Here is a 22403-nt window from a genome sequence, read left to right as displayed (position 1 = left end):
GGTGACACGGGGACGCCCCGCAGGTATCGCCCTCGGCATGAGGTCCGATATTTCGCCCGCGTCCTTGCCAGATGGCGCGATACCCGCCGCTACGCTTGTCATCATGCGCCCCGCCGCGAATGGTGGTCCAGATGAGATTCTGATGGTCAAACGCGCGACGACGATGGCCTTCGCGGCCGGCGCGGTCGTATTTCCCGGCGGACGCGTCGATCCCGACGACTTGGTCGTAGCCCAGCTCTGCGGCTTTGAGGGCGAACCCGCCGAAGGCGCGGCGCGCGTCGCGGCGCTGCGTGAGACGCTTGAGGAAACGGGGCTTGCCGTGGGGTGGCCCGCGCTTGACGATGCCGAAATTGCCTCTGTCCGCGAAGATCTCCTCGCGGGCGTGCTGCTGTCGGATATTCTGGCACAGCGCGGCGATAGACTGTCGCTTGATGCAATGGTTCCCTTTGCGCGCTGGTGCCCCAATTTCAAGGAAGCACGCACGTTCGACACGCGTTTCTTTGCTATTGTATCGCCGTCGCACCGCCATGAATTGACTGTCGAGGCTGCTGAGCACAGCCACATATTCTGGGCGAGCGCGCGCGAGACGCTCGAAATGGCTGATCGTGGCGCGGTTTCGGTGATTTTTCCAACCCGTCGCAACCTCGAACGCTTGGCGCTCGCGGGCGATTTTTCAGAATTTGCAGCGCATGCGTGCGATTTTCCGGTCGAGTTGATAACACCATGGATTGAAGTTCGCGATGGAGCGACGCATCTTTGTATCCCGGACCATTTGGGATACCCGGTAACGTGCGAGCCTTTCGAGCGCGTGCGTCGCGGATAGAATTTGTCGCTAAAATGAAACTTTTTCCTAATTTAGTGATTTCCTAACAATTGGATCCATAATGCAGATCATCGTTGCAATTATTTGTAGCGAAGCTTAGAGCGGTGAGGCCGGATTGGACGGAGAGCTTGCTCTCAATTCGATTCGAGAAGATCAAATCCAGTGGACGGAGAATATGATGAACCTGCTTAAGAAAGTTGCGATCTCCCTCGCAGCGACTTCGATGATCGCGGCTCCGGTCGTGGCTTCGGCTGCTCCCGCAGTCGATGGCGCTCGTGCGTTCTCGACCGTCGACGGTCAGAGCGAGCTGGAAGGCGGCACGAGCTGGATCATCGCGCTCGTGGCACTCGTCGCCATTGTTGGCGGCATCATCATCGCGTCGGACAACAACGACGATACCCCGACCAGCCCGTAATTACCGGCTGATCAGAACGAAATTTTCAAAGGGCTCCGGGTTTCTTCCCCGGGGCCCTTTGTGCATTACGGGCTACTGACTTTTGGCGCCGTCCTGACGAAGCAGGCGGGGGCTGCGGTTCGGCTTTCGCCCCGCTAGTCGAATTTTGCCGAGCGGGCGTGACGTGAGCGGTCGAGCGGGATGCCACCGCGCGCCCGAGCGACGGCGCCCGGCGCGATGGGCGCTATGGCAAGACGGTAGGCGTCTTCGCTGTCGCCCGCCTCTGCCAGCACCGCGCCCCACGGATCGACGATCAGGCTGTGGCCGAAGGTCGCCCTGCCGTCGGCGTGCGTGCCTTGTTGTGCTGCAGCAATCACATGCGATCCGGTTTCAATTGCGCGGGCGCGAAGCAGGACATGCCAATGCGCTTCACCCGTCGGGACGGTGAAGGCTGCGGGAACAGCGATGACGTCGGCTCCACGTTCGACCAGCGCCCGGAAAAGTTCAGGAAAGCGCAGGTCGAAACAGATGGTGAGGCCCAGTTGGCCGATCGGAGTTTCGACGACCACGATCTCGCCTCCACCTTCATAGGCTGCGGATTCGGTCCAGCGCTCGCCCGTCGGCAGATCGACATCGAACATGTGAATCTTGTCGTATCGCGCCCTTATGCTGCCGTCGCCTGCGATGACGTGGCTGCGATTGACGCGCCGCGCGCCGTTGTCGGCGAGAAGGGGCATCGAGCCGTTGTGAAGCCAGATCCCGTGACGCCGCGCCATGTCCTGCAAAGCCGCAGGCCATGGGGAATCGGTTTCGCGGGCCATATATGCCGCCGACCGCGCGCGGTCACGGTCGAGCAACAGGGACATTTCGGGAAGAAACGCCATCGCCGCCCCCGCTGCCGCAGCGTCACCGAGCGCGCGGTCGATGACGGAAAGATTTTCAGCAGGATCGAACCCGCTCCTCATCTGGACGGCCGCGGCAAGCGGTGGCGCGGTGGGCGATCCGGGATCGGGCGTCGGCTCGGTCATGGATTATCGCTAGGCCGAGTGCGCGCGTGCGACAAGCCGTGTCAGTTCAGTGGCCAGCAAGCTTTGAACAGGATAATATGCGCCGATGCCCAACGCCCCGACGCATGCGCCGCATGCCCCTCACCGAATTCTTGTTTCCGCTTTTGCAGCTAGCGCATTGTTGCTGGTGCCCGCGGCATTCGCGGCGCCCGCCGACAGTGAAATGGCGACGGCCGCACAAAGCGCCAAGAATCAGAGCTGGCTCTATGCGGGCAGCGACATTCCGCGCGATGCCGCATGGCAGTTCGGCGAGCTGCCGAACGGCGTGCGCTATGCGGTGCGCAACAATGGCGTGCCTCCCGGGCAGGTTTCGATCCGCGTGCGTATGGACGTCGGATCGCTCTTCGAAACCGACAAGGAGCGCGGCTTTGCACACTTGCTCGAACATCTGAGCTTCCGCGGGTCCGAACATATTCCCGACGGCGAGGCGAAGCGGATCTGGCAACGCTTTGGCGTCACATTCGGTAGCGATTCGAATGCGCAGACGACGCCGACGCAGACCGTGTACCAACTCGACCTGCCGAGTGCGACGGGCGCCAATCTCGACGAGAGCATGAAGCTGCTCGCGGGAATGATCCGCGAGCCGCGCATTTCCGACGCTGCTGTGGCCGCCGAGCGCGGCGTCGTCCTGTCCGAACTGCGCGAATCGGACGGTCCGCAGCGGCGTATCGCCGACGCGACCAATGCCCATTTGTTCGCAGGCCAGTTGCTCGGCGACCGCGCCCCAATCGGTACGCCCGCCTCGCTCGAGGTCGCGCGCGCGTCCGCTGTCGCCGCCTTCCACAAGCGTTGGTATCGTCCCGACCGCACGGTCGTCGTCATCGTGGGGGACGGCGATCCCGCCGAATTCGCGCGGTTGATTGCGAAATATTACGGCGACTGGCGCGGCGACGGCCCGGCGCCGCGCCAGCCGGATTTCGGAAAACCCGACCCCAAGGCTGCCGTGGTCAAGGAAATTGTCGAAGCCAATCAGCCCGCCGCGCTGACGCTGGCGATGATCCGGCCGTGGATAAAGCGCGTCGATACGGTCGAGAATACCCGTCGTCTCTACCTTGAGTTCATCGCGCTGGCGCTGGTCAACCGGCGCCTCGAAAACCGTGCCCGCACCGGCGGCAGCTATCTCGTCGCGACGGTCGAACAGGAATATATCAGCCGCAGCGCAGATATTACGCTGACGCAGATCGTGCCGCTCGGCGACTGGAAGGATGCGCTCGCCGACGTGCGGGGCGTCATCGCAGACGCTGTTACGACCGCGCCCTCGCAGGCCGATATCGATCGCGAAGCGAACGAGATCGAGGCCTTTTTGATGAAAGAGCTGGAGAATGCGCGCAACGAACCCGGTGCGCGCCTTGCCGACGATCTGGTACGGGCGGTCGACATCAACGAGGTGGTGTCGACCCCGCAAGGTCAGGTCGATATGTTCCGCGCGATCCGCGCCTCGGCAACCCCCGAAGTCATGCTGGCGACAAGCAAGGCGGTTTTCCGGGGCGACGCGACGCGGGTCGTCCTGACCAGTCCGAAGGCGACCGAGGGTGGAGAAAAGGCGCTGCTTGCGGCGCTTGCAGCGCCCGCGACCATACGCGATGACCGGCTGACGAGCGTGGCTGCCGATTTCACCCAGCTTCCCTCGCTTGGAACGCCAGGCACTCTTGTTGCCAGCGCGCCGCTTCCGGGGCTTCGTGCCGAACGGATCGAATTTTCGAACGGGGTGACGGCGCTCGTTTCGAACAACCGCGTTGAGCCGGGCAAGGTGCGCGTCAATGTGCGCTTCGGCACCGGGAATCGAAGCGTCGCGGCCGATGCGCCGAACCTTTTGTGGACGGGCGATTATGCGCTGGTCGCGAGCGGGGTGGGTCCCTGGGGCCAGAATGAGCTCGACCAACTGACCAATGGTCGCCAGATACAGCTTGGCTTTTCGATCGACGACGACGCGTTCGAGCTGACAGCCGAAAGCAAACCCGCTGATCTTCGCGACCAGCTGAAACTGATGGCCGGAAAGCTCGCCCATCCGCGTTGGGACAAGGCGCCCGTGGAGCGGCTTCGCGTCGGCTTTCTGACCGGCTATGACCTCAACGACGCGACGCCCAATGCGGTCCTCGATCGACATTTGCGCGGGTGGCTCTCGGGCAATGATGCGCGCTGGTCGCCGCCCGACCGGGCAGCGATCGAGGCGCTGACGCCAGAGGCGTTCCGCGAGTTCTGGGAGCCGCGGCTGGCAAGCGGGCCGATCGAGGTCCAGCTGTTCGGTGATCTGCAGGGCGTCGATTACACGACGCTGCTGGCCGAGACATTTGGTGCGCTTTCGCCGCGTGCCCCGATCGTTCCGTCGAGCGGGCAGCGTGTCCAGTTCGCCGCGCATACGGTGGCGCCCGAAATTTCCTTCCATCGCGGCGAAAAGGGGCAAGCGGCGGCGATGACCGCATGGCCGACGGGCGGTGGGCTGGCATCGCCGCGCGATGCACGCGGTCTCGACATTCTCGCCGCCATTTTCAACGACCGCCTCTTCGACCGATTGCGCGCCGAGCAGGGGGCAAGCTACGGCCCGGTCGTCGACAGCTATTGGCCGACCGGTTTCGAGGGCAGCGGCGGCTATCTGCTCGTCGGAAGCTTGCTGGCTCCGCGCGATATTGACCGTTTTTACGCCATCGCTCGCGATATCGCCGCCGATCTGGTCGCGAATCCGATCGGCGCCGATGAACTGGCGCGCAACGCCGGGCCGCTGCGCGAGCAGGTTGCGCGCGCCTCGACGGGCAACGTCTATTGGATGTTCCTGCTCGAAGGCGCGACGCGCGATCCGCGCGTTGCCGCCAATGCGCTGACGATTCAGGACGATATCAGCGCCGTGACGGCGGCCGACATCCAGCGGCTGGCACGCGCCTATCTGAAACCCGACCGCCAATGGTCGATGGCAATCCTGCCGCAGGGCATGTCACTTGCCGATGCGTCGGCGCTAGGCAAGGCAGCGGTCGGGGGTCGGTAGGCGCAGGGACAGCAGCGCCCGGCGGCCGACGCCAGGCGTTTAGTCTTCGGTTGCCCGCTGCGCACCCGTCGGCGGCGTCCGCAGCCGGTTGATGCGCGGCTCGCGCTCCAGATGCCCTTTGGTCATGATGTCGTGCCGCATTTTGGCGCGCACATCGTGGATCGACGCAATTACCGGTCCCATCGCGACGCCGAGGTCGATCAGCACAGCCTCGGCGAGTTGCAGCGAGCTTTCCAGCGTTTCGGGCACGGCGTCGGTCGCGCCCGCTTCGTAAAGCGCCGCTGCATGGTCCGAATCGCGCGCGCGGCTGACGATCGGCAGGTCGGGATATTTCTTGCGGAGCTGGCGCGTCATGCGCAGCTGTTGCACGGGGTCGTCCATCGTCAGTACGATGGCATTGGCATGTTCGAGCCCCTGCTTGTCGAGCGCGCCCGGCCGTGCGACGTCCGAAAAGCGCACATTGAACCCGTCGCGACGCGCCAGAGCGACCGTGTCGATGTCGGCATCGACCGCGACATAGGCGCGATCATGTTCGCGCAGCAGCTCGGCGACCGTGCGACCGACACGGCCGAAACCGACGATCACCGTGCGCGCCGTGGGGATGGCCTCGTCCTCGCGCTCGGCGCCTGCCATTTCGATCCGGCGCGCGACGTCGTGGCCGACGCGTGCAAGCAGGGGGGTAATCGTCAGGCCGATCGCAGTGACAAGCTGCCAGAATTCGGCAGTCGAGCGGCTGATGAGCTGTGCCTGCAATGCAGCGGTCAGGACGATCAAGGTGGTTTCCGACGGGCTTGCCATCAGCAGGCCGACCTCGGCCGCGGTGCCTTGTCGCGCACCCGAAAAACGCAGCAGCAGCGCCGTGACGATTGCCTTGACCGCGACCACGCCGACCACCGCCGCAATCAGCATCGGCCATTGCTTCACGATGGTTTCAAGGTTCAGCCCCATTCCGACGCTGATCAGGAACACCCCGAGCGCGAGCCCTTTGAACGGTGCGGTGATCGCCTCGACCTCGCCATGATATTCGGTTTCGGCGATCATCAAACCGGCAAGCAGTGCGCCGACGATCGGCGACAGGCCGACGCCCGCTGTGGCGAGCGCAGCGATGATGACAACAAGCAGGCTCGCCGCGAGGAAGAGTTCGGGGTCCTTCGCGCGAGCGGCCTGCGCGAAGATGCGCGGCAACAGGAACCAGCCGCCGATCGCCAGTGCCGCGACGACCGCGACGCCCTGCCACAAAGTTGTCAGCAGCAATTGCGTGTTGTCGCCCGCCGGATTGGGGGCGAAGGCGCCGAGGATGAAGATGATCGGGACGATTGCCAGATCCTCGAACAACAGCATCGAAAAGGATGCGCGCCCCACCGCTGACTTGGTTCCTGCAATCGGCATTACCAGCGCGGTGGATGAAAGCGCGAGCGCGATGCCGAGCCCGTAGGCCGCCGGCGGCGACATATCGCCGAAGAAGAGCAGCGCGCTGCCCAATATGGCCCCGCCGAGCGTCAGTTCGGTCGCGCCGACCCCGAAGACGAGCCGGCGGAGTTGCCACAGGCGGCGGAACGACAGTTCGAGCCCGATCGAGAAAAGGAGCAAGATGATGCCGAATTCGGCAAAAAGCGCGATGTCCTCGGTCGATCCGATCGTGACATGATCAAGCCACGGATAGTCGTGCGCGAGCGCGCCCAACCCCGACGGCCCGACGAGCAAGCCGACCAGAATGAAACCGATGACGGGCGATATGCGAAAGCGCGCAAATGCGGGGATCACGATGCCTGCGGCACCGAGTACGACCAGGGCGTTGCCGATCGCCGACGTATCACTTTCCGAGACCATAGGGGCCGACCTTATGCGGGCCGGCCCCGATTGGCTAGGTTGTGTTATGGAACCGACGATTTAACGTCGTCCCCGCGTTTGCGGGGGCGGCGTTCATATGATCAGGCGCCCATTTTCTTTTCGAGATTTTCGACGATTGCCTCGAAGAAGCCCTCGGTCGTCAGCCAATTCTGGTCGGGGCCGATGAGCAGGGCGAGGTCCTTGGTCATCTTGCCGCTCTCGACGGTTGCGACGCAGACCTTTTCGAGGTCGTCGGCGAACTTCACCAAGGCCGCATTGTCGTCGAGCTTCCCGCGATGCTTGAGCCCGCCGGTCCAGGCAAAGATCGACGCGATCGGATTGGTCGAGGTCGCCTTGCCCTGCTGGTGCATGCGATAGTGACGGGTCACGGTACCGTGCGCGGCTTCGGATTCGACGGTGTTGCCGTCGGGCGTCATCAACACGCTGGTCATCAGGCCGAGCGAGCCGAATCCCTGCGCGACGGTGTCGGACTGGACGTCGCCATCATAATTCTTGCATGCCCATACGAACTTGCCCGACCATTTGAGCGCCGATGCGACCATGTCGTCGATCAGGCGATGCTCATAGGTGATCCCGAGCTCGTCGAACTTCGCCTTGAATTCGCTCTGGAAGATTTCCTCGAACAGATCCTTGAAACGCCCGTCATAGGCTTTCATGATCGTGTTCTTGGTCGACAGATACACCGGCCATTGGCGCGCGATGCCATAGTTCAGGCTGGCGCGCGCAAAGTCGCGGATCGAATCGTCGAGATTGTACATCGCCATCGCGACACCCGACGAAGGGAACTGGAACACTTCCTCGTCGATTGTCTGGCCGTCCTCGCCCTCGAACACCAGGCGCAGCTTGCCGGGGCCGGGGACACGGAAATCGGTGGCGCGATACTGGTCGCCGAAGGCATGGCGCCCGACGACGATCGGGTCGGTCCAGCCGGGGACAAGACGGGGGACGTTCTTCATCACGATCGGTTCGCGGAAGACGACGCCGCCCAGGATGTTGCGGATCGTGCCGTTCGGCGACTTCCACATCTTTTTAAGACCGAATTCTTCGACGCGCGCCTCGTCGGGGGTGATCGTCGCGCATTTGACGCCGACGCCATATTTCTTGATCGCGTTTGCGGCGTCGACGGTGATCTTATCGTCGGTGCGGTCGCGCTCCTCGATACCGAGGTCGTAATAATGGAGGTCGATGTCGAGATAGGGCAGGATGAGCCGTTCGCGGATCCATTGCCAGATGATCCGGGTCATTTCGTCGCCGTCGAGTTCGACGACCGGGTTGGCTACCTTGATCTTGCCCATGCTGCTGCCTTTTCTTGGGGAGTCGGAATGCAGGGCGCCTTAGGCAATGCCGCACGAATGTTCAACTGCCGCGGTGCGTATCCCATTGTCTATGCCCGGCGCGCGCCCTAGAAGGCCGCCATGTCCAATAGTATATCATCCAATCGTCCGGGCGGCGGCATCAAATGGCGCTGGCCGGCAATCCATCCCGAGGGACGCAAATTCCTGCTGATCGCCGGGATCGTTACCCTTTGTTTCTGGCTTTTGGGTTGGGGGATTGCCGGGTGGCTGATGCTTGGCATCACCGCGTGGGTCGGCGCCTTCTTTCGCGACCCGGTGCGGATTACGCCGACAGGCGCGGATCTTGTCATCGCCCCCGCCGATGGCCTTGTCACACAGATTGCCGAAGTCGCCCCGCCGGTTGAAATCGCCGGTCCCGATGGGCTGAACGAAGCAACGATGATGCGCGTGTCGATTTTCATGAGCGTGTTCGACGTTCACATCAATCGCACGCCAATGGCGGGGACGCTGAAAAAGCTGGTCTATATTCCCGGCAAATTTGTGAACGCGGACCTCGACAAGGCGAGCGAGGAGAATGAGCGTCAGCACTTCGTCGTCGAACGCGCCGACGGGGTACGGATCGGCTTTACCCAGATCGCAGGCCTCGTCGCGCGGCGGATATTGCCCTTCGTCAGCATGGGCGCGACGCTTGCGACCGGGCAGCGGGTCGGACTGATCCGCTTTGGCAGCCGCGTCGATGTTTATCTTCCCGCAGGCACGACGCCTCAGGTTCTCCTTGGGCAACGAACGCTCGCGGGCGAAACGATCGTGGCGCGGATCGGGACGTCGGAGACTATCGACGGCATAGGACAATAACGCGTGACCGACGCCGATCATCCGCCGGCGGATGCCGCGGGGCGCCGCATCGGGGGGATCAGCCTGCGTGCCTTTCCGCCCAATGCGATCACGGTGCTCGCGCTCTGCTTCGGACTTACGGGGGTCCGCTTTGCGATCGGCGGACAGTTCGAAATTGCCGTGGCGGCCGTTATTTTTGCCGGGGTGCTCGACGGGATGGACGGCCGCATCGCTCGCCTGCTGCGCGCGCAGAGCAAGTTCGGCGCCGAACTCGACTCCTTATCCGACGTGATTGCGTTCGGCGTGGCGCCGGCGATGATCCTTTTCCTCTGGTCGCTGACCGACGCGCCGAAGTTCGGCTGGACCGCGGCGCTTGCGCTTGCCGTTTGCTGCGCGCTGCGCCTTGCGCGCTTCAACTCGCGTATGGATTCCGATTTCCAGCCGCACAAGTCGGCGGGCTTCATGACCGGCATTCCGGCACCTGCAGGGGCAGGACTTGCGTTCGTGCCAATCTATTTGTGGCTCGTCACCGGCAATGGCTGGTTTCGCGAATGGTTCGTCGTCATGCCGTGGGCCCTCGGCGTCGCGATGCTGATGATCTCGGCGCTGCCGACCTACAGCTGGTCGTCGTTCCGGTTACGTCGGTCGTGGCGTTTGTTCGCACTTGCGGGAATCGGCCTCCTCGGCGCGGCGCTCATTACTGCGCCCTGGTGGACGCTGCTTGCGGTCAGCGCGATCTATCTGGTGCTGCTGCCTTTCGGCATTGCGAGCTACGCGCGCGTCAGGCGGCGTGGCTGACGATCTTCACGCTGCGCGAGGGAGCGCGGCTACGGTGAGTTCCCAAGCGCCGCACCGGTGCGGCGCGCAATTTGATAGCTTTTCCATCGGAAACCGGTCCCGGCGCAGCGGGTGAGGTGAAGGCGCCTTCGCCGAGAAGTGCGGAGAGTATCGCGTCCGCATTGCTGCGGAGCATCGCAAGAATGACCGTGACGCCAAGACCGGCGGCAATGGCGAAAAGGAGAGCGGCAGCGACCTGAACCATCATCTTGTCCTTTCGGCTTCGTGGCGAAGCGCTTTTGCGAAACTACGGCTTTGCAGCGGTTTTTGTTGCATGTTCGTGGTTTGTTCTCAACGGTTTTGCGACGAACCGAGTCGGATTGTCGCCGGATCGAGCGGCAATGCGTGTGTCTGTGCGGGCGATCTGGCGCCGTAAATCGCGCGCCGGGGCCTTGCTTTTCCTGATCGAAGCCGCTAACGGGCCGCCCATTCCACATGGAAGGCGCACATACCGGTGCCGGGTCCATCCCCCGACGGATGCCTCGGTTCTTGCCTTTCAGAGGACTAACCGGAAGGAGAAAGACTATGGCGGCTCCTGTCGTCACGATGCAGAATCTTATTGAGGCCGGCGCGCACTTCGGCCACCAGACCCACCGTTGGAATCCGCGCATGAAGCCGTACATCTTCGGCGCGCGCAACGGCATCCACATCCTCGACCTGTCGCAGACCGTGCCGCTCTTTGCGCGCGCGCTCGACTTCATTTCGTCGACCTCGGCCGCGGGCGGCAAGGTGCTGTTCGTCGGCACCAAGCGTCAGGCGCAGGGACCGATCGCCGATGCGGCACGCGCGTCGGGCCAGCATTTCGTCAACCACCGCTGGCTGGGCGGCATGCTCACCAACTGGAAGACGATCTCGAACTCGATCAAGCGCCTCAAGACGCTCGAAGAGCAGCTTTCGGGCGACACCTCGGGCCTCACCAAGAAGGAAGTGCTCAACAAGACGCGCGAGCGCGACAAGCTCGAAATGTCGCTCGGCGGCATCCGCGACATGGGCGGCATCCCCGACGTGATGTTCGTGATCGACGCGAACAAGGAAGAGCTGGCGATCAAGGAAGCCAATGTCCTTGGCATCCCCGTCGTCGCGATCCTCGATTCGAACGTCTCGCCCGACGGCATCGCTTTCCCGGTTCCGGCGAACGATGACGCGGCGCGCGCAATCCGCCTCTATTGCGATGCGGTTGCCCAAGCGGCGACCCGCGGCGGCCAGCAGGCCCGCGCCGATCGCGGCGAAGACCTTGGCGCTGCCGTCGAGCCTGTCGCCGAGCCCGCGCTGACCGAGGAAGCCCCGGCGGCCGACGCTGCTCCGGCGACCGAGGACGAACAGGTTCCCGCCGAAGCGGCAGCCGAGACCGAACGCCAGAGCGACGCCTGAGCGCCGCTCGCGTGTGACGGGACGGCGCGGCGAGTCCGCGCCGTCCCGGTCATAGTATTGACTTATCACGCCGCCATGCGCGCGGCGGACAGCAGGCCGATGACGGCCTGCCCCTTTTTGAAAGGAATATCCGATGGCTGAGATTTCGGCTGCACTCGTCAAGGAACTGCGCGACCGCACGGGCGCCGGCATGATGGACTGCAAAAAGGCGCTCGCCGAAAACAACGGCGACATCGAAGCGTCGATCGACTGGCTGCGTACCAAGGGCCTTGCCGCCGCCGCCAAGAAGGCCGGCCGCGTCGCCGCCGAAGGACTTGTCGGCGTTGCGACCGACGGCACGCGCGGTGCGATGGTCGAAGTCAACAGCGAAACCGACTTCGTCGCCAAGAACGAACAGTTCCAGGACTTCGTCCGCGACGTGACGCAGGTCGCGCTCGCCGGCAACATCACCGACATCGAAGCGCTGGGCGCCGCGACCTATCCGACCGGCGGCACCGTCGCCGAAAAGCTGACGAGCAATATCGCGACGATCGGCGAAAACCAGTCGCTGCGCCGCGCCGCAATCGTCTCGGTCGGCTCGGGCGTCGTCACCGGCTATGTCCACAATGCCGCCGCGCCCGGCATGGGCAAGATCGGCGTGCTCGTCGCGCTCGAATCGACGGCGGGCGCCGACGTGCTCGAACCGCTCGGCAAGCAGCTTGCGATGCATGTCGCAGCCGCCAACCCGCTTGCGCTCAACGGCGACGAGCTCGACGCCGACCTGGTGGCGCGCGAACGCGCGATCGCCGAAGAAAAGGCCGCCCAGTCGGGCAAGCCTGCCGACATCGTCGCCAAGATGGTCGACGGTTCGATCGCCAAGTTCCGCAAGGAAAATGCGCTGCTGTCGCAGCTGTTCGTGATCGACGGCAAGACCCCGGTTGCAGAGGTCGTCGCGGCTGCGGGCAAGGATGTCGGTGCGGCGATCACGCTCAAGGGCTTCGTCCGCTTCCAGCTCGGTGAAGGCATCGAGAAGGAAGAGAGCGATTTCGCCGCCGAAGTCGCGGCTGCCGCCGGCGTCTGATCCGCAGAATTGGACTGCTGGCCCGCAGGGCGCCGTTTTCCTCTGCTTCGTCATGCCGGACTAGATCCGGCATCCACTCCGGCCTTCGAGGGCAGATGGACCCCGGATCAAGTCCGGGGTGACGAAAGCGGGGAGGGCGATCGCGGGGTGTGGCAGTCCGCTTGGCAATGGCGCGTGCCCGCTCTAGGGTGCGCGCCATTCGCATATAGAGAATTGGCAAGAGGTTCCCCCGCACATGGCATTGCCCGGCATGAAACGCATTTTGCTCAAATTGTCGGGCGAGGCGCTGATGGGCGCGACGCCGTTCGGGATCGATCCCGAAACAGTGGCGAACATGGCCGCCGAGGTGAAGGCGGCGAAGGATCGCGGGCTCGAAATCTGCCTCGTCATCGGCGGCGGCAATATCTTTCGCGGCATGGCGGGGGCGGCCAAGGGCATGGACCGCGCGCAGGCCGATTACATGGGCATGCTCGCGACGGTGATGAACGCGCTCGCAATGCAGAATGCGCTGGAGCAACTGGGGGTGGAGACGCGGGTCCAGTCGGCGATCGAAATGGACAAGGTGTGCGAACCGGTGATCCGCCGCCGCGCCGAGCGCCATATGGAAAAGGGCCGCGTGGTCATCTTTGCCGCGGGCGTCGGCGCGCCATATTTCACGACCGATAGCGGCGCTGCGCTGCGTGCTGCCGAAATGAAGTGTGACGCGCTATTGAAGGGCACCAGCGTCGACGGCGTTTACAACGCCGACCCGAAGAAAGATCCGAACGCGGTGCGTTACGATACATTGAGCTATGATCGCGTGCTCGCCGATAATCTGAAAGTGATGGACGCGAGCGCTGTGGCACTGTGCCGCGACAACAATATTCCCATTGTCGTGTTCAATATTCGCGAACCCGGCAATCTGGCGCGCGTACTGGCGGGCGAGGGTGTCGCCACCGTCGTCGGCGACGCTGCCCGAAGCGATTGAGAGAGGAACGATAGATGGCAAAATATGACAAGGCCGACCTCGAGCGCCGCATGCACGGCGCGGTCGAATCGCTGAAGCACGATCTGGCGGGCCTGCGGACGGGCCGCGCCAATGCTGCGCTGCTCGACCCGGTGACGGTGGAAGTCTATGGCGCGCAGATGCCGCTCAACCAGGTCGCGTCGATCAGTGTCCCCGAACCGCGCATGATCACGGTTCAGGTGTGGGACAAGGCGAATGTCGGACCGGTCGACAAGGCGATCCGTTCGGCGGGCCTCGGTCTCAACCCGATCGTCGATGGGCAGATGATGCGCCTCCCGATCCCCGAAATGACGCAGGAGCGCCGCAAGGAGCTGTCGAAACTCGCCGGCCAATATGCTGAAAAAGCGCGTGTGGCCGTTCGCAACGTCCGCCGCGACGGGATGGACGGGCTGAAGCAGGACGAGAATAAGAAGGAAATCAGCGAGGACGAGCGCAAGCGTCATGAGACTGAAGTCCAGAAGCTGACCGATTCGACGATTGCCGAAATCGACGCGGCGGCGAGCGCCAAGGAAAAGGAAATCTTGGGTTAGTGCGTTTCCGGGCTCACCTCTCAGCCGTTCAGGCTGAGCTTGTCGAAGCCCCGTCCTTTTCTGGCAAAGGAAAGAACGGCCCTTCGACTGGCTCGCGGCGAACGGAATCGGGTTCTGTCGGTGTCTGATACTCAAAACCGCGCGCGTCACGTCGCGATCATCATGGACGGCAATGGCCGCTGGGCGAAGAAACGCCACCTGCCGCGCGTCGCCGGGCACCGCGCAGGGGTCGAGGCGGTGCGGACGATCGTTCGCGCCGCGGGCGATCTGGGGCTGGAGGCGATGACGCTCTATGCCTTTTCGTCGGAAAACTGGAAGCGCCCCGAAGATGAAGTCAGCGACCTGATGGGGTTGATGAAGCGCTTCATTCTGTCCGACCTCGACGAATTTGCTGCGAACGACGTCAAGCTGAAAGTCATCGGCAACTGGCGCGCGCTTGCTCCCGATGTTGTCGCGCTCATCGAAAATGCGCTCGACCGCACGTCGGGCAACAAGCGCACGACGCTCGCCGTTGCGCTCAATTATGGAGCGCAGGACGAACTCGTTCGCGCGGCGCAGGCGGCCGCGGCGGCGGGTGCGATCACGGCGGACGCTATCGAGGCGCATCTCGACACCGCCGACATGCCGCCGCTCGACCTGCTTATCCGCACCTCGGGCGAGGTGCGGCTTTCGAACTTCCTGCTGTGGCAGGCGGCCTATGCCGAGCTTTACTTTACCGACCGGCTGTGGCCCGACTTCACACCGGACGATTTGAAGGCGGCGCTCGATCAGTTTGAACGGCGCGAACGCCGCTATGGGGGATTGTGATGGCGACTGCGGTGAAGTCGGATCTTTGGACGCGGGTCGGATCGGCGATCATTTTGTTCGCCATCGCCGGTGCTGCGCTGTGGTTCGGCGGGCTGGCGTTCGGGCTGCTGCTGCTCGTCGGCGGCGCGCTCGTCATTGTCGAGTGGCTCGCGCTCGTGCGCGCGATGGGACAGGGGGGCGGTGCAAAGGCCGCGCTCACGATCCTTGGCCCGCTGTTCATTGTCGGCGCGGTCGCGGGGCTCTGGTTCATCCGCGAAAAGCTTGGCATGACGGCCGCGCTCTGGGTCTTCGGCATGGTCTGGGCGACCGACATCGGCGCTTATTTCGCAGGGCGTGCCTTTGGCGGCGCGCGGCTGGCGCCGACGATCAGCCCGTCGAAGACCTGGTCAGGACTCATCGGCGGCATGGTCGCTGCCCTGATCGCGAGCGCGAGCATCGGCGACCGGGCGGGCATCGTCGGCGTCCCGTTGTCGATCGGCCTGTTCGTCGGCCTGCTCGCGCAGATGGGCGATCTTGGCCAGAGCTGGATGAAGCGTCGTGCCGGCGTCAAGGATTCGGGCAAGCTCATCCCCGGCCACGGCGGCATTTTCGACCGCGTCGACGGACTGTTGCCCGTCGCGTTGCTGCTTGGCGCGCTGGCGATGGCGGGCGCGCTGACGGTTCGGGCCGCAGGCTGACATGACGCGCCGCCTCGCCCTTTTCGGTGCCACGGGGTCGGTCGGGCAATCGACGCTCGATCTTGTGCGCCGCGACAGCGAGGCTTGGCGCATTTCGGTGCTCACCGCCAATTGCGATGTCGCCGAGCTTGCGCGGCTGGCGCGCGAGTTTCGACCCGAGCTGGCGGTGGTCGCCGACGAGAGCTGCCATGGTGCCCTCCGCGACGCGTTGGCGGGCACCGGCGTCGAAGTGGCCGCCGGGGCCGACGCACTCGTCGCGGCAGCGCAGCGACCTGCCGATCTCGTCATGGCGGCGATCGTCGGAACTGCCGGTCTTGCACCGACGATGGCGGCGCTCGCGTCAGGGCATGATGTCGCGCTTGCGAACAAGGAGGCGCTCGTTTCGGCCGGGGAACTGATGACCGCGGCGGCGCGTGCCTCGGGAGCGACGATCCTGCCGGTCGATTCCGAACATAATGCCATCTTCCAGTGCCTCGCGGGCGGGCGCCTGTCCGAAGTACGCCGCATCATCCTGACCGCGAGCGGCGGCCCGTTCCGCACGATGAGCGCCGCCGACATGGCGACCGTCACGCCGGCGCAGGCGGTCGCGCATCCGAACTGGTCGATGGGCGCGAAAATCAGCGTCGATTCGGCAACGATGATGAACAAGGGCCTCGAACTTATCGAGGCGCATCATCTTTTTCCGGTCGGGCTCGATCGCATCGATATCCTGGTTCACCCGCAATCGGTGATCCACAGCCTCGTCGAGTTCGTCGACTGCTCGACGCTCGCGCAATTGGGTTCGCCCGACATGCGTATCCCCATCGCCTCGGCGCTTGCCTGGCCGCAGCGGATGGCGACACCGTGCGCGCCGCTCGACCTTGCAAGCATCGCGCGGCTCGATTTCGAGGCGCCCGACGAGGACCGCTTTCCCGCAACCGCGCTGTGCCGCGCGGCCATTACCGAGGGCGGCGCGCGCCCGGCGCAGCTCAACGCGGCGAACGAGGTTGCGGTCGCGGCCTTCCTTGCCGGGCGGATAAGCTTTCCCGCCATCGTCGATACGGTGCGCAGCGTGATGGAGGCCGAAGCGCCGCCGCCTCCCGCGTCGCTTCAGGACATATTCAGCGTCGATGCGGCATCACGTGCGGCCGCGCAGACATTTGTGGACAGTTTCGAACATGCTTGAATCTCCCGGTATCGGGTTCACCATCCTTGCCTTTCTGCTCGTGCTCGGGCCGCTCGTTTTCGTGCACGAATATGGCCACTACATCGTCGGACGCTGGTGCGGGGTGAAAGCCGAAACCTTCTCGATCGGCTTCGGGCGGCGCATCCTCGGCTGGACCGACAAGCGCGGCACCGAATGGAAAATCGGCTGGTTGCCGCTCGGCGGCTATGTCCAGTTCGCGGGCGACCGCGACGCGGTAAGCCAGCCCGACGCCGAATGGCAATCGCTCCCCGACGCCGAGCGTTCGCACACCTTTCCGGCGCAGCCGGTGTGGAAACGCGCGCTGATCGTAGCTGCCGGGCCGGTGACCAATTTCCTGTTTGCCATCCTGATTCTCGCCGGTTTCGCCGCCTTTGTCGGAACGCCGACCACCCCCCCTGTTGCCAGCATGGTGATGCCGGGTTCCGCCGCCGCCGCGTCGGGCATGCAGCCGGGCGACCGGATCGTCGCGATCGACGGCCGCACCATCAAGGTATTCGACGACATCTTGATGTCGGTCATCCACCGGCCCGGCGAGGCGATGGACGTGCGCATCCAGCGCAACGGAAGCGAACAGACGGTGCGTCTGACCCCGCGCCTCGTGAAGGAGAAGGACCGCTTCGGCAATCCGATCGAGCGCGGCGTGATCGGCATTGCGGCAACCGCGCCGATATATGAACGCGCGCCGCTTGCTGAGGCGCCGGCGATCGCGATCCGCCAGACGACCCAAATCGTTCGCCAGACCGTTGAGGTGCTAGGGCAATTGCTCGGCGGCGACCGGTCGATCAAGGATCTGAGCGGCCCCATCAAGATCGCGAAGACTTCGGGCGAGGCCGCCTCATTGGGGGTTGGCGTTCTTATCTACTTTGTCGCGCTGGTCTCCATCAATCTGGGGTTCATCAACCTGTTGCCATTGCCGATGCTTGATGGAGGACATCTGCTTTTCTACGGCTATGAGGCGATCCGTCGCCGTCCGGCGCCCGCGGTGGCGCAGGAATGGGCGTTTCGCTTTGGCTTTGTCGCCATCGTGACGTTGATGCTGGTCGTGACTTTCAACGATTTGGGCTCAATTGGCGTGTGGGACGGGATCGCGCGCTTGATTGGATAGCCGGACTGGGGCAGGGAGTGCGCCGAACCCGCGACGTCGCGGGTTCGTCGCTATTTAGAAGATTTTGCGGGATGAACAGCGTGGCTTCACAAAATAACACGGCACGGACGCGGCTTTCGGCGCTTTTTCTGGCCGGAACGATGCTGACATGGCCCGCGGTGGTGATGGCGCAAGAGGTCGCTCCGCCGGTCGTCCCGGCGCCCGCCGAGACCAGCCAGCCTGCCGCATCGACGATCCGGTCGATTACCGTCACGGGCAACCAGCGGCTCGAGGCGCAGACCATCCTGTCCTATCTCCGCCTGCGCGTCGGCCAGTCCTATGACCGCGCGACGCTCGACCAGGCGCTCAAGGATCTGGCGGCGACCGAATTGTTCAAGGATTTCCAGATCAGCGACGACAATGGCGCGCTGACGATCCAGGTTGCCGAAAACCCCGTGATCAACCGCGTGATCCTCGAAGGCAACAAGCGGCTCAAGGAAGACAAGATCCGTCCCGAGATCAAACTGTCGCCGCGCCAGATCTTCACCCGTTCGAAGGTCCGTGCCGACGTCGCGCGCATCATCGAGCTCTACAAGCGGCAGGGCCGCTTCGCCGCGACTGTCGAACCCAAGATGGTCCAGCTCGACCAGAACCGCGTCGATGTCGTCTTCGAAATCAACGAAGGGCCGAAGTCGAAGGTCCGCCAGATCAACATCATCGGCAACGAGAAGTTCAGCGACGGCGATCTCAAGGACGAGATGGCAACCAAGGAAACGGGGTTGCTGACGATCCTGTCGTCGAACACCAGCTACGACCCCGACCGTCTTGCCTATGACCAGCAGAAGCTGCGTCTTTTCTATTTGCAGAACGGTTATGCGGATTTCCGCGTCATTTCGGCGGTCGCAGAGCTGACGAGCAACAAGCAGGACTTCATCATCACCTATGTCGTCGAGGAGGGCGAGCGCTACAAGTTCGGCGACGTGGACGTGAAGAGCGAAATCCGTGACTTCCGCCCGGAAGCGCTGAAGACGCTGCTGCCCATGAAAGAGGGCGACTGGTACAACGCCAAGCTTGTTGAGGATACGGTCGAAAGCCTCAGCGAAACGGCGGGCCTGTTCGGCTATGCCTTTGCCGACATCAATCCGCAGTTCCGTCGCGACCCCGAAAATCGCACGATGGCGATCACGTTCGACGTTGCGGAATCGCCGCGTACTTATGTCGAACGGATCGACGTCAACGGCAACACGCTGACCCACGACAAGGTCGTGCGCCGCGAGTTCCGCCTGAACGAAGGCGACGCCTTCAACAGCTTTGCCGTCAAGCGCACCGAGAACCGCATCAACAGCCTTGGCTTTTTCCAGGAGAATCTGGAGATCGAGCGCAAGGAGGGCAGCGCGCCCGACCGCATCATTCTCGAAACCAATGTCGAGGAAAAGCCGACGGGCGAATTGTCGCTGTCGGCTGGCTTTTCGTCGATCGAGAATTTCTTGCTCCAGGGTTCGATCCGCCAGCGCAACTTCCGTGGCCTCGGCCAGCAGCTGCAGGCGTCGGTCAATTATTCGAGCTATTCGAAATCGGTCGAGCTCGGCTTTACCGAACCCTATCTGCTCGACCGCAACATCTCGATCGGCGGCAGCGTCTATCGCCGCGATTTGAACTCGTTCAACTTCATCGGCAACGATCGCCGCACGACCTTTGAGCAGGTTACGACGGGTTTCCAGATCAACTCGGGCGTGCCGCTCACCGAATATATGTCGCTGTTTGTGCGGTACAGCCTGAATTACGACGATGTGACGCTCGACCGCAGCGTTTATTTCTTCGGCGACAATTGCGACCCGCTCGTCGCGGGGCGTTATCTTTGCGACGCGATCGGAAAGCGCACGACCTCGCTGGTCGGATTCACGCTCGCCTATGACGACCGCGACAATCGTTTGCGTCCGACACGCGGCCAGTCGGCGTCGATCAGTCAGGATTTCGCGGGCCTTGGTGGCAGCGTCAAATATGTCCGCACCCGCGCCGCGGCGAGCAAGCACTTCAACCTCGGCAGCCGGTTCATCCTCAATATCTCGGCCGAAGGCGGTTATATCTATCCGCTCGGCGGGCGCCCGACGCCGACGAGCGACAAGGTTCGATTGACCGACCGCTTCTTCCTTGGCGAACCGCAAATGCGCGGCTTCGACATTCGCGGCATTGGCCCGCGCGTCATCCGTTACGGCAATGTCGACCTTACCGACCCGATGAACCCGGTCCTCGACACCAGCCTCAGCAATCGCAACGGCCTGATCGACGACGCGCTCGGCGGCCGCGCATATTATCAGGGTCGGCTCGAGGTCGACATTCCGCTCGGCACGGGAGCAAAGGAACTGGGGTTGCGGCCCTCGGTCTTCCTCGATGTGGGTTCGGTCTTTGGCGTCAAGCGCCCGACGCTCACCACCCTGACCGATTTCCGCGATCCGAGCGACGGCATCACCAAGAATCTGTGCCGCAATGCCCAGACCGGAACGCAGCAATTCGCGACGCGACCCGTCGACAACAATGGCCAGCCGCTCGGGGCTCAGTACACGTCCTGTCCGACCGGCTTCTCATCACTCGCCCCGTTCGAAGAACGCTTCTTCGGCGATACGTGGATGCCGCGTGTCTCTATCGGCGCCGGGGTCAACTGGAACTCGCCTTTCGGTCCCTTCCGGATCGACTTCGCTTACGCCCTTCGCAAAGAAGAGGGCGATGATACCAAACGCTTCTCATTCAATGTAGGAACCCAATTCTGATGAAGAAAATTTTTGCCGCTTCGGCGCTGGCGATTGCCGGCCTGTCCGTTTCACCCATGTTCGCAGCGCCCGCCGTGGCGCAGGCTCGCGCGGTCGCCGTCGCCGATGTCCGCGCCGCTGCCGGGCGGTCCAATGCTTTCACCGTCGCCACGCAGCAGATCGAAACGACCTACAAGGCGACGATCGATCAGCAGCAGACGCGCGGACAGACGCTTCAGGCCGAACTCAACGTCCTCGTCGCCAAATATAATGAAGAGGTGAAGAAGACGCCTGCCAACCAGGCTGCAATCCAGGCGGCGGGCAAGGCCGTCCAGGACAAGCGCCAGGCCGCCTCGGCCGAACTGGGCCAGATCGGCGCGCCCGTCGACCTCGCGATCGCCTATGTCGAAGACCAGATCAGCCTGCGCATGAACGAAGCGATCAAGGCCGCGATGACGGCGAAGAAGGTCGACCTTCTCGTCAATCCGGAAGCGGTGATCGCGCGCGAGAATAACGTCGACATCACCGATGCCGTCGTGACCGAACTCAACCGCATCCTGCCCAACGTGTCGATCACGCCGCCGGCCGGATACCAGCCGGGCCAGCTGGTGCAGCAGCGCAACCAGCAGCTGATGGACCAGGCGCGCGCAGCGCAGGGCGCCGCGGCGCCCGCGCCCACCGGCAGCCAGCCGACGACGCGCTAATCGATCATGACGGCCGGGGAAAATAGCGAGGGCAGGATGGGGCCGGCGGACATCCGCCGCATCCTGTCGCTGCTGCCGCATCGTTATCCGATGCTGCTCGTCGACCGGGTGGAATCGATGGTGAAGGACACCTCGATCCACGCGGTCAAGGCAGTGACGATGAACGAGCCCTTTTTCCAAGGGCATTTCCCCGGCCGGCCGATCATGCCCGGCGTCCTCATCGTCGAGGCGCTGGCGCAGGCGGGCGGCGTTCTGGCGATCGAATCGCTCGGCCTCGCGGGCAGCGGAAAGCTCGTCTATTTCATGGGTATCGACGGCGTGAAGTTCCGCAAGCCGGTGGAACCCGGCCATTTGCTGGACCTGCACGTCACCATCCTTCAGACAAAGCGGAACATCTGCAAGTTCGAAGGAAAAGCGATGCTGGGCGACCAACTCGCCACCGAGTGCCAGTTCACCGCAATGATCGCCGATCCGCCGAGCGACTAGGGTCAGGACCCATTAGTTACGCGTTCGAGGTTTGAAGCGATTTTGTTCAGTGCGAGGAGGCAAGGCGACGGAATATGTCGATATTTCGAGGCTTGCCGACGAAGCAATGGACAAAATCGGTCAAATCCCGGAGGGACGCCGAAATGGCTTCGATCTCGGGCCCGCGCGGTCTTGCGGGTAGCGATGCTACCCGCTGCACCCGCCCGGACCCGATATCTTCGCCATTTCGACGCCTCGTACGCGCAATTAATGGGTCCTGACCCTAGGGCGGAGACCTCCCCTTTATACGTCATCCCGGCCTTCGCCGGGACGACGATCAACGGGGTACAGGTGTTGCATTTTCCCCAATTGCCCAGTAAGGGCGCCGCTTCGCGTCCCCGGACGCACCGACTCACGCGGCTGGTCGGAAACCAGCGGCACAGGAGCCAAGAGACATGAAAAAAGACATCCACCCCGACTATCACATGATCACGGTCAAGATGACCGATGGCACCGAATATCAGACGCGCTCGACCTGGGGCAGCGAAGGCGACGTGATGACGCTCGAAATCGACCCCACCGCGCACCCGGCATGGACCGGCGGTCAGGGCCGTATGCTCGATGCTGGCGGCCAGGTCGCAAAGTTCAACAAGCGTTTCGGCGGTCTTACGCTCAAGCGTTGATG

The 22403-nt window shown here is 63.5% G+C and carries 21 protein-coding genes; 17 read left to right on the top strand and 4 right to left on the bottom strand.

Annotated features, from left to right (window positions below; translation table 11 throughout):
- Positions 1 to 103 precede the first annotated feature (103 nt).
- A complete protein-coding gene (locus H7692_RS05420; RefSeq protein WP_261312154.1) occupies positions 104 to 823 on the top strand; it encodes an NUDIX domain-containing protein in 720 nt (239 codons plus the stop codon).
- A 175-nt stretch (positions 824 to 998) separates the two neighbouring features.
- Complete coding sequence (locus H7692_RS05415) at positions 999 to 1238, top strand: hypothetical protein (protein WP_227339881.1); 240 nt, start codon at positions 999 to 1001, stop codon at positions 1236 to 1238.
- 134 nt (positions 1239 to 1372) lie between these two features.
- On the opposite strand, the gene H7692_RS05410 is transcribed toward H7692_RS05415, so the two are convergent.
- Positions 1373 to 2245, bottom strand: a complete 873-nt coding sequence (locus H7692_RS05410) for a carbon-nitrogen hydrolase family protein (protein ID WP_227339880.1) — start codon at positions 2243 to 2245, stop codon at positions 1373 to 1375.
- A 166-nt stretch (positions 2246 to 2411) separates the two neighbouring features.
- Between H7692_RS05410 and H7692_RS05405 the strand changes: the two genes are divergently transcribed.
- Positions 2412 to 5264, top strand: a complete 2853-nt coding sequence (locus H7692_RS05405) for a M16 family metallopeptidase (protein ID WP_227339879.1) — start codon at positions 2412 to 2414, stop codon at positions 5262 to 5264.
- Positions 5265 to 5303: 39 nt separating this feature from the next.
- Here H7692_RS05405 and H7692_RS05400 read toward each other — a convergent pair whose 3' ends face one another.
- Positions 5304 to 7094 carry a cation:proton antiporter gene (locus H7692_RS05400; protein ID WP_201926551.1) on the bottom strand — a complete coding sequence of 597 codons (1791 nt, stop codon included), beginning with the start codon at positions 7092 to 7094 and terminating at the stop codon, positions 5304 to 5306.
- A gap of 101 nt (positions 7095 to 7195) precedes the next feature.
- Entirely contained in the window at positions 7196 to 8410 is a 1215-nt protein-coding gene (locus H7692_RS05395; RefSeq protein WP_201926549.1) for an NADP-dependent isocitrate dehydrogenase, read from the bottom strand.
- 120 nt (positions 8411 to 8530) lie between these two features.
- On the opposite strand from H7692_RS05395, the gene H7692_RS05390 reads away from it, so the two are divergent.
- Entirely contained in the window at positions 8531 to 9265 is a 735-nt protein-coding gene (locus tag H7692_RS05390; protein WP_201926546.1) for a phosphatidylserine decarboxylase, read from the top strand.
- Positions 9266 to 9268: 3 nt separating this feature from the next.
- A complete protein-coding gene (locus H7692_RS05385; protein WP_201926544.1) occupies positions 9269 to 10042 on the top strand; it encodes a CDP-alcohol phosphatidyltransferase family protein in 774 nt (257 codons plus the stop codon).
- Here H7692_RS05385 and H7692_RS05380 read toward each other — a convergent pair.
- Positions 10026 to 10286 carry a hypothetical protein gene (locus H7692_RS05380; protein WP_201927355.1) on the bottom strand — a complete coding sequence of 87 codons (261 nt, stop codon included), beginning with the start codon at positions 10284 to 10286 and terminating at the stop codon, positions 10026 to 10028. The two genes, H7692_RS05385 and H7692_RS05380, sit on opposite strands and share 17 nt — an antisense overlap.
- A 320-nt stretch (positions 10287 to 10606) precedes the next feature.
- On the opposite strand from H7692_RS05380, the gene rpsB reads away from it, so the two are divergent.
- The 12 genes from rpsB (at position 10607) to rpmE (ending at position 22401) form a co-directional block, all read left to right on the top strand.
- Positions 10607 to 11452 carry a 30S ribosomal protein S2 gene (gene rpsB, locus H7692_RS05375; protein ID WP_201926542.1) on the top strand — a complete coding sequence of 282 codons (846 nt, stop codon included), beginning with the start codon at positions 10607 to 10609 and terminating at the stop codon, positions 11450 to 11452.
- 133 nt (positions 11453 to 11585) lie between these two features.
- Entirely contained in the window at positions 11586 to 12512 is a 927-nt protein-coding gene (gene tsf, locus H7692_RS05370) for a translation elongation factor Ts (RefSeq protein WP_201926540.1), read from the top strand.
- Between the two features lie 235 nt (positions 12513 to 12747).
- Positions 12748 to 13479: a UMP kinase gene (gene pyrH, locus H7692_RS05365; RefSeq protein WP_222135703.1), complete on the top strand. Its 732-nt coding sequence runs from the start codon at positions 12748 to 12750 to the stop codon at positions 13477 to 13479.
- Positions 13480 to 13493: 14 nt separating this feature from the next.
- Positions 13494 to 14048: a ribosome recycling factor gene (frr, locus tag H7692_RS05360; RefSeq protein ID WP_201926537.1), complete on the top strand. Its 555-nt coding sequence runs from the start codon at positions 13494 to 13496 to the stop codon at positions 14046 to 14048.
- Between the two features lie 114 nt (positions 14049 to 14162).
- Positions 14163 to 14855, top strand: a complete 693-nt coding sequence (uppS, locus tag H7692_RS05355) for a polyprenyl diphosphate synthase (protein ID WP_261312206.1) — start codon at positions 14163 to 14165, stop codon at positions 14853 to 14855.
- Positions 14855 to 15532 (top strand): phosphatidate cytidylyltransferase, encoded by a 678-nt coding sequence (locus tag H7692_RS05350; RefSeq protein WP_222135704.1) that lies wholly within the window; start codon positions 14855 to 14857, stop codon positions 15530 to 15532. The genes uppS and H7692_RS05350 overlap by 1 nt, the downstream gene beginning before the upstream one ends.
- Position 15533: 1 nt before the next feature.
- Positions 15534 to 16697 carry a 1-deoxy-D-xylulose-5-phosphate reductoisomerase gene (locus H7692_RS05345; protein ID WP_222135705.1) on the top strand — a complete coding sequence of 388 codons (1164 nt, stop codon included), beginning with the start codon at positions 15534 to 15536 and terminating at the stop codon, positions 16695 to 16697.
- Positions 16690 to 17823 (top strand): RIP metalloprotease RseP, encoded by a 1134-nt coding sequence (gene rseP / locus H7692_RS05340; protein ID WP_201926531.1) that lies wholly within the window; start codon positions 16690 to 16692, stop codon positions 17821 to 17823. The genes H7692_RS05345 and rseP overlap by 8 nt, the downstream gene beginning before the upstream one ends.
- Positions 17824 to 17894: 71 nt before the next feature.
- Complete coding sequence (gene bamA, locus H7692_RS05335) at positions 17895 to 20570, top strand: outer membrane protein assembly factor BamA (RefSeq protein WP_222135706.1); 2676 nt, start codon at positions 17895 to 17897, stop codon at positions 20568 to 20570.
- Complete coding sequence (locus tag H7692_RS05330) at positions 20570 to 21253, top strand: OmpH family outer membrane protein (protein WP_201926527.1); 684 nt, start codon at positions 20570 to 20572, stop codon at positions 21251 to 21253. Before bamA ends, H7692_RS05330 begins: the two co-directional genes overlap by 1 nt.
- Before the next feature lie 6 nt (positions 21254 to 21259).
- Positions 21260 to 21739, top strand: coding sequence for a 3-hydroxyacyl-ACP dehydratase FabZ (fabZ, locus tag H7692_RS05325; RefSeq protein WP_222135707.1), 480 nt, complete (start codon positions 21260 to 21262; stop codon positions 21737 to 21739).
- A gap of 434 nt (positions 21740 to 22173) precedes the next feature.
- Positions 22174 to 22401: a 50S ribosomal protein L31 gene (gene rpmE, locus H7692_RS05320; RefSeq protein WP_095383345.1), complete on the top strand. Its 228-nt coding sequence runs from the start codon at positions 22174 to 22176 to the stop codon at positions 22399 to 22401.
- Positions 22402 to 22403 lie beyond the last annotated feature (2 nt).

The sequence above is a fragment of the Sphingopyxis sp. P8 genome, assembly GCF_020622175.1.
Classification (GTDB): Bacteria; Pseudomonadota; Alphaproteobacteria; order Sphingomonadales; family Sphingomonadaceae; genus Sphingopyxis; species Sphingopyxis jiangsuensis.
This window is presented reverse-complemented; position numbering and strand designations above follow the sequence as displayed.